The organism is Pseudomonas sp. JL27(2026) (genome assembly GCF_056933555.1).
The window spans coordinates 6,046,311-6,053,301 of record NZ_CM167794.1 but is presented as its reverse complement, the minus strand read 5'-3'; the positions used below and the strand labels follow the sequence as shown (position 1 = coordinate 6,053,301).

The following is a 6,991-nucleotide window of genomic DNA, read 5'->3' as shown; positions in this document are numbered from 1 at the left end:
GGATATCCCCTAAGTTGAAAGCCGGTGAGGCAAAAACAAGCCGCCATTGTAACGGCCAAGCGGTCACTTATCCACATGCAGGTTGCTCACAGGCAACCGTAAATCAACGTCTTATCTGAAATAAACACGACCAATGGTCTGTGCATAAGCTCTGTGGATAAGCGCACCTGAGCTCGTTGCACAAGTGGGGGGTAAACCCGGTGGATAACTGGCCTGTGGATAACATGGCGTTCCACACACAGCTTATCCGACAGCACAGCACAGGCTTACCACTGCTTTCCACCATGGTTGTCATTCTCTGTACAGCCCGAAGTAGAAGGCTTGAAGGTAGTTATCCACAGATGATGGCGTCCCTAGCTTTTATAAGCTTTACAGAAAAGCTTTAAATAAGTTCCTTCTTTATTTTTATATCTGGCTGTCCACAATGAAGCGCAGGTTCGGCCAGATATCCATTTCAAGGAAACGCTGGTTGGAAATTGACCTAGACGCTTGCTTTCTCTAGAATCCCCGGTCTCTTAAAACGGGGGCCATTCCGGCCCGTTGTGGACGAACCAGGTAACACGACATGAAACGTACTTTCCAACCAAGCACTATCAAACGCGCTCGTACCCACGGTTTCCGTGCTCGCATGGCTACCAAAAACGGCCGTGCCGTCCTGTCGCGTCGCCGCGCCAAAGGTCGTGCGCGTCTGGCAGTTTGATAATCCGGTACTGGAGGTGAGTCAGGACTTCAGTCGGGAAAAGCGTTTGCTGACCCCCCGGCATTTCAAGGCAGTCTTTGACTCCCCTACCGGCAAGGTTCCGGGGAAAAATCTCCTGCTCCTTGCGCGCAACAACGATCTCGATCACCCCCGTCTTGGGCTGGTTATCGGGAAAAAGAGTGTGAAACTCTCCGTTGAGCGCAATCGCCTCAAACGTCTGATGCGCGAATCGTTTCGCCTCCACCAGGACTCTCTGGTTGGATGGGATATCGTGATCGTCGCGCGCAAAGGTTTGGGCGATGTAGAAAACCCCGAATTGATTCAGCATTTCGGCAAACTCTGGAAACGTCTGGCTCGTAGCACGCCGGTACCAGCAGTCAAAGCCGAAACTGTAGGGGTAGACAGCACTGATGCGTAAACTGGCCCTCGTTACGATCCAGTTTTATCGCTACGCCATTAGTCCTCTGATGGCCAGTCACTGTCGTTTCTACCCCAGTTGTTCCTGCTACGCGTATGAAGCCATTGAAAATCATGGCCTTCTGCGCGGTGGCTGGCTGACCTTTCGTCGTTTAGGTCGCTGTCATCCGTGGAATCCCGGTGGTTATGACCCGGTTCCACCTATCCCTACCTCCCGTTCTTCTTCGATGGCCGAGTAATCATGGATATCAAACGCACGATCCTGATCGTCGCCCTGGCAATCGTGTCGTATGTCATGGTCCTTAAGTGGAACCAGGACTATGGCCAGGCTGCCCTGCCGACTCAGAATGTTGCTGCCAGCACCACCGCACCGGGCCTACCGGACACGGCGACTGGCAATAACGCTTCCGTTAGTGACGACATTCCACGCGCGGCAAGCGATACCAGTGCTCCAGCCGAAGCTCCAGTGGCTGCCAGCAAAGACCTCATCCAGATCAAAACGGATGTGCTCGACCTGGCTATCGATCCACAAGGTGGTGATATCGCCCAGCTGAAGCTGCCGCTGTATCCACGTCGCCAGGATCACCCGGAAATTCCGTTCCAGCTGTTTGATAACGGCGGCGAGCGGACCTATCTGGCACAAAGCGGTCTGATCGGCACCAACGGTCCGGACGCAAATCCAGCAGGTCGCCCGGTGTTCTCTTCGGAGAAGAAGACGTATCAACTGGCTGATGGTCAGGATCAACTGGTTGTTGACCTGAAATTCAGCAAGGACGGCGTTAACTACATCAAGCGTTTCACCTTGAAACGTGGCCTGTACGACGTCACCGTTTCCTACGTGATCGACAACCAGAGCGCACAGCCCTGGTCCGGTGCAATGTTTGCGCAGTTGAAGCGTGACGCCAGCTCCGATCCTTCTTCCAGCACCGCCACCGGTACCGCGACTTACCTGGGCGCCGCCCTGTGGACAAGTTCCGAGCCGTACAAGAAAGTGTCCATGAAGGACATGGACAAGGGTTCGCTGAAAGAAACCGTTCAAGGTGGCTGGGTTGCCTGGTTGCAACACTACTTCGTGACCGCGTGGATTCCGGCGAAGGGCGAAAACAACATCGTCCAGACCCGTAAAGACAGCAAAGGTAACTACATCATCGGTTACACCGGCCCGGCATTGACCGCTGCGCCTGGTGCGAAAGTAGAAACCAGCGCTGTCCTGTACGCCGGTCCGAAAAGCCAGGCAGTGCTCAAAGAGTTGTCCCCAGGCCTGGAATTGACAGTCGACTACGGCATTCTGTGGTTCATTGCCCAGCCAATCTTCTGGCTGCTGCAACATATCCACGCTCTGGTCGGTAACTGGGGCTGGTCGATCATCTTCCTGACCATGCTGATCAAAGGGATTTTCTTCCCGCTGTCGGCAGCCAGCTACAAATCCATGGCGCGCATGCGTGCAGTGGCACCGAAACTGGCTGCGCTGAAAGAACAACATGGCGATGACCGGCAGAAAATGTCGCAAGCCATGATGGAGCTGTACAAGAAAGAGAAGATCAATCCGCTGGGTGGTTGCTTGCCAATCCTCGTGCAGATGCCAGTATTCCTTTCGCTGTACTGGGTACTCCTGGAAAGCGTGGAAATGCGCCAAGCGCCGTTCATGCTGTGGATTACCGACCTGTCGATCAAAGATCCGTTCTTCATTCTGCCGATCATCATGGGCGCAACCATGTTCATCCAGCAGCAGTTGAACCCGACGCCTCCGGATCCGATGCAGGCCAAGGTGATGAAGCTGATGCCAATCATCTTCACCTTCTTCTTCCTGTGGTTCCCGGCGGGTCTGGTGCTGTACTGGGTTGTGAACAACTGCCTGTCCATCGCTCAACAGTGGTACATCACACGTAAGATTGAAGCGGCTACCAAAAAAGCCGACGCATAACTTACTCTGTGGATAACCACTCAAAACGCCCCCTAGTGGGGCGTTTTGCTATCTGCCATTTTTATCTGGATATCGAATCATGAGCGTTCCTCGTGAAACCATCGCCGCCGTCGCCACCGCCCAGGGCCGTGGCGGTGTCGGTATCGTCCGTATTTCCGGGCCGTTGGCCAGTGTTGCGGCGAAGGCCATCAGTGGCCGTGAACTCAAACCAAGATTCGCCCACTACGGCCCGTTCCTCAATGCCGATGAAGACGTCCTGGATGAGGGCATCGCCCTGTATTTCCCGGGCCCGAACTCCTTTACCGGCGAAGACGTACTGGAACTTCAAGGCCATGGTGGCCCGATCGTTCTGGATATGTTGCTCAAGCGTTGCCTGGAACTGGGTTGCCGCCTGGCCCGACCGGGAGAATTCAGCGAACGTGCGTTCCTGAACGACAAACTCGACCTGGCCCAGGCCGAAGCCATCGCCGACCTCATTGAGGCAAGTTCTGCACAGGCTGCCCGCAACGCGTTGCGTTCGTTGCAAGGTGCGTTTTCCCAGCGTGTGCATAACCTCACCGAACAACTGATTGCATTGCGGATCTACGTCGAGGCCGCTATCGACTTCCCGGAAGAAGAAATCGACTTCCTTGCCGATGGCCACGTGCTGACGATGCTCGATGCGGTGCGTAACGAGTTATCCACCGTGCTGCGTGAAGCCGGGCAGGGTGCCTTGCTGCGCGATGGTATGACCGTGGTGATTGCCGGCCGTCCGAATGCCGGTAAATCCAGCCTGTTGAACGCGTTGGCCGGTCGTGAAGCAGCGATTGTCACCGAAATTGCCGGCACCACCCGGGACATCTTGCGCGAACATATCCACATCGACGGCATGCCACTGCATGTGGTCGACACGGCGGGGCTGCGCGATACCGAGGACCAGGTCGAGAAAATCGGCGTGGAACGTGCTTTGAAGGCCATTACCGAGGCGGATCGGGTGCTGCTGGTGGTGGATGCCACCGCTCCCGAAGCCGTTGATCCGTTTGCGTTATGGCCGGAGTTTCTGGAACAGCGCCCGGATCCAGCCAAAGTGACGTTGATCCGCAACAAGGCAGACCTGACCGGTGAGGCGATTGCGCTGGAGGTCAGCGAAGATGGCCACGTGACCATCAGCCTGAGCGCCAAGTCGGCCGGCGATGGCCTGGAACTACTGCGTGACCACCTCAAGACCTGCATGGGCTATGAACAGACCTCGGAAAGCAGCTTCAGCGCCCGCCGGCGTCACCTGGAAGCCCTGCGCCATGCCAGTGCCTCACTCGAACATGGTCGGGCACAGTTGACCCTGGCCGGTGCTGGCGAGTTGCTGGCTGAAGATTTGCGTCAGGCACAGCAGTCCCTGGGGGAAATTACCGGCGAATTCAGTTCGGATGACCTGCTGGGAAGGATCTTTTCCAGCTTTTGCATCGGCAAATAGCTTCACCTCTCCTTCTGTAGGAGCCGAGTTTGCTCGCGAAGCGGCCAATCTGACGCACCGCCTCGCATCATTCGCTGGCAAGCCAAGCTCCTACACCCTCGTATTTCTCCAGATTATTTGAGCAACCGAGCGGCATTGACCGCTTCGGTGGCTTTTGCGTGGGCGCCATTTGCTCCGTTCGGCGCTTTTCTGTGGATTAAGCCCTGTGAATAACTGCCACTGAGCACAGTTGATAACAGGGCTTCAAAACTGAGGAAAACCACCTCTGTGGATAACCACCCCTTTCATCCACAGGCTTACACCGGTTATCCAAGGGCCTCATTGGCACATGACCACAGGGTTTTGAATCTCTGTACATATTTAATATAAAGGGCTGTATCAATCTATCCACAGAAATGTGGCTCAGTAGAAATAAACATAAAAACAAAGATTTAATAAATTTCTCTCTTTTTAATTTCTATTATCCCGACTTCTCCACAGCTGGTTAATTTTTGTGCAAAGGGTTCTTTAGGAAGGGTGAAGTCCCTATACTTGTCGACCAGGTCCAAAAACCTGAGCTCAAACTATTCCTGATTACCTAACTGAAGCAGGCACGAGGTGCGTGGTGGATTTCCCTTCCCGTTTTGAAGTGATCGTCATCGGCGGCGGTCATGCCGGTACCGAGGCAGCACTGGCCTCAGCACGTATGGGGGCAAAAACCCTGCTGCTGACGCATAACGTGGAAACCCTCGGAGCAATGAGCTGCAATCCCGCGATTGGCGGGATCGGCAAAAGCCACCTGGTCAAGGAAATCGATGCCCTTGGTGGAGCGATGGCGATCGCCACCGATAAAGGGGGTATTCAGTTTCGCGTGTTGAACAGCCGCAAAGGCCCAGCTGTGCGCGCTACTCGCGCCCAGGCCGACCGTGTGCTGTACAAGGCCGCTGTGCGCGAGATTCTCGAGAACCAGCCGAACCTGTGGATATTTCAACAGGCGGCCGACGACTTGATCGTCGAACAGGAACAAGTGCGCGGTGTTGTCACCCAGATGGGCCTGCGTTTCTTCGCCGATTCCGTGGTGTTGACCACTGGCACCTTCCTCGGTGGACTTATCCACATCGGCATGCAGAACTATTCCGGCGGTCGTGCCGGCGATCCACCGTCGATCGCCCTGGCTCACCGTCTGCGTGAATTGCCTTTACGCGTGGGTCGCCTGAAAACCGGCACGCCACCGCGTATCGATGGCCGTTCTGTGGATTTCTCGGTGATGTCCGAGCAACCCGGCGATACACCGATTCCGGTGATGTCGTTCATGGGCTCCAAAGAACAGCATCCAAAGCAGGTCAGTTGCTGGATTACCCATACCAACGCGCGTACTCACGAAATCATCGCCTCGAACCTCGACCGTTCGCCGATGTACTCCGGGGTAATCGAAGGTATTGGTCCGCGGTATTGCCCGTCGATTGAAGACAAGATCCACCGCTTTGCCGACAAGGAAAGCCATCAGGTTTTCATCGAGCCGGAAGGTTTGACCACCCACGAGCTGTACCCGAACGGGATTTCCACGTCATTGCCGTTCGACGTGCAATTGCAGATCGTGCAATCGATTCGCGGGATGGAAAACGCCCATATCGTTCGTCCGGGTTATGCCATCGAGTACGACTACTTCGACCCGCGTGACCTGAAGTACAGCCTGGAAACCAAAGTCATTGGCGGTCTGTTCTTTGCCGGGCAAATCAACGGCACCACCGGTTACGAAGAAGCCGGCGCCCAAGGTTTGCTGGCCGGGACCAACGCGGCATTGCGTGCACAGGGCAAAGACAGCTGGTGCCCGCGTCGCGACGAAGCGTACATCGGTGTATTGGTCGACGACCTGATTACCCTGGGTACCCAGGAGCCGTATCGGATGTTCACATCCCGCGCCGAATACCGTTTGATCCTTCGCGAAGACAACGCCGACCTGCGCTTGACCGAAAAAGGTCGCGAATTGGGGTTGGTGGATGACGTGCGTTGGGCCGCTTTCTGCAAAAAACGCGAAAGCATCGAGCTGGAAGAGCAACGCCTGAAAAGCACTTGGGTTCGCCCGGGCACTGAGCAGGGCGATGCCATTGCCGAAAAATTCGGTACGCCGTTGACCCACGAATACAACTTGCTGAACCTGCTGACCCGTCCAGAAATCGACTACGCTGGTTTGATCTCGGTGACCGGTACGGGTGCAGAAGACCCGCAAGTCGCCGAACAGGTCGAAATCAAGACCAAATACGCCGGTTACATCGATCGCCAGCAAGATGAAATCGCTCGCCTGCGGGCCAGCGAAGACACCAAATTGCCTGTGGATATCGATTACACGACCATCTCCGGTCTCTCCAAAGAGATTCAGAGCAAGCTCGGCGCAACCCGTCCAGAGACTCTGGGCCAGGCTTCGCGGATTCCGGGCGTGACCCCGGCAGCGATTTCGCTGTTGATGATTCATTTGAAAAAACGCGGCGCGGGCCGTCAGTTGGAGCAAAGCGCTTGAGTT

General features: G+C 55.5%; 6 protein-coding genes. All 6 read left to right on the top strand.

The window, feature by feature from the left end; all coding sequences use genetic code 11:
- The first annotated feature begins 565 nt into the window (after window positions 1-565).
- The 6 genes from rpmH (at window position 566) to mnmG (ending at window position 6,988) form a co-directional block, all read left to right on the top strand.
- The gene (gene rpmH, locus AC1Z1G_RS27810) at window positions 566-700 is read left to right on the top strand and encodes a 50S ribosomal protein L34 (protein ID WP_003213577.1); all 135 of its coding nucleotides are present in this window, start codon (window positions 566-568) and stop codon (window positions 698-700) included.
- A gap of 16 nt (window positions 701-716) precedes the next feature.
- Window positions 717-1,118: a ribonuclease P protein component gene (gene rnpA, locus AC1Z1G_RS27805; RefSeq protein ID WP_483628006.1), complete on the top strand. Its 402-nt coding sequence runs from the start codon at window positions 717-719 to the stop codon at window positions 1,116-1,118.
- Window positions 1,111-1,356, top strand: coding sequence for a membrane protein insertion efficiency factor YidD (gene yidD / locus AC1Z1G_RS27800; protein ID WP_483623832.1), 246 nt, complete (start codon window positions 1,111-1,113; stop codon window positions 1,354-1,356). Before rnpA ends, yidD begins: the two co-directional genes overlap by 8 nt.
- 2 nt (window positions 1,357-1,358) lie before the next feature.
- On the top strand, window positions 1,359-3,041 hold the full coding sequence (gene yidC / locus AC1Z1G_RS27795) for a membrane protein insertase YidC (RefSeq protein WP_483623830.1): 1,683 nt from the start codon (window positions 1,359-1,361) through the stop codon (window positions 3,039-3,041).
- A 79-nt stretch (window positions 3,042-3,120) separates the two neighbouring features.
- Complete coding sequence (mnmE, locus tag AC1Z1G_RS27790; RefSeq protein ID WP_483623829.1) at window positions 3,121-4,491, top strand: tRNA uridine-5-carboxymethylaminomethyl(34) synthesis GTPase MnmE; 1,371 nt, start codon at window positions 3,121-3,123, stop codon at window positions 4,489-4,491.
- Between the two features lie 604 nt (window positions 4,492-5,095).
- Window positions 5,096-6,988 (top strand): tRNA uridine-5-carboxymethylaminomethyl(34) synthesis enzyme MnmG, encoded by a 1,893-nt coding sequence (gene mnmG, locus AC1Z1G_RS27785; RefSeq protein ID WP_483623827.1) that lies wholly within the window; start codon window positions 5,096-5,098, stop codon window positions 6,986-6,988.
- The last annotated feature ends 3 nt before the right edge of the window (window positions 6,989-6,991 follow it).

Excerpts from the sequence above, each read along its gene's own strand:
- rpmH (WP_003213577.1), top strand. The coding sequence starts at position 566 with ATGAAACGTACTTTCCAACCAAGCACTATCAAACGCGCTCGTACCCAC.
- yidC (WP_483623830.1), top strand. The coding sequence starts at position 1,359 with ATGGATATCAAACGCACGATCCTGATCGTCGCCCTGGCAATCGTGTCG.
- yidD (WP_483623832.1), top strand. The coding sequence starts at position 1,111 with ATGCGTAAACTGGCCCTCGTTACGATCCAGTTTTATCGCTACGCCATT.
- mnmE (WP_483623829.1), top strand. The coding sequence starts at position 3,121 with ATGAGCGTTCCTCGTGAAACCATCGCCGCCGTCGCCACCGCCCAGGGC.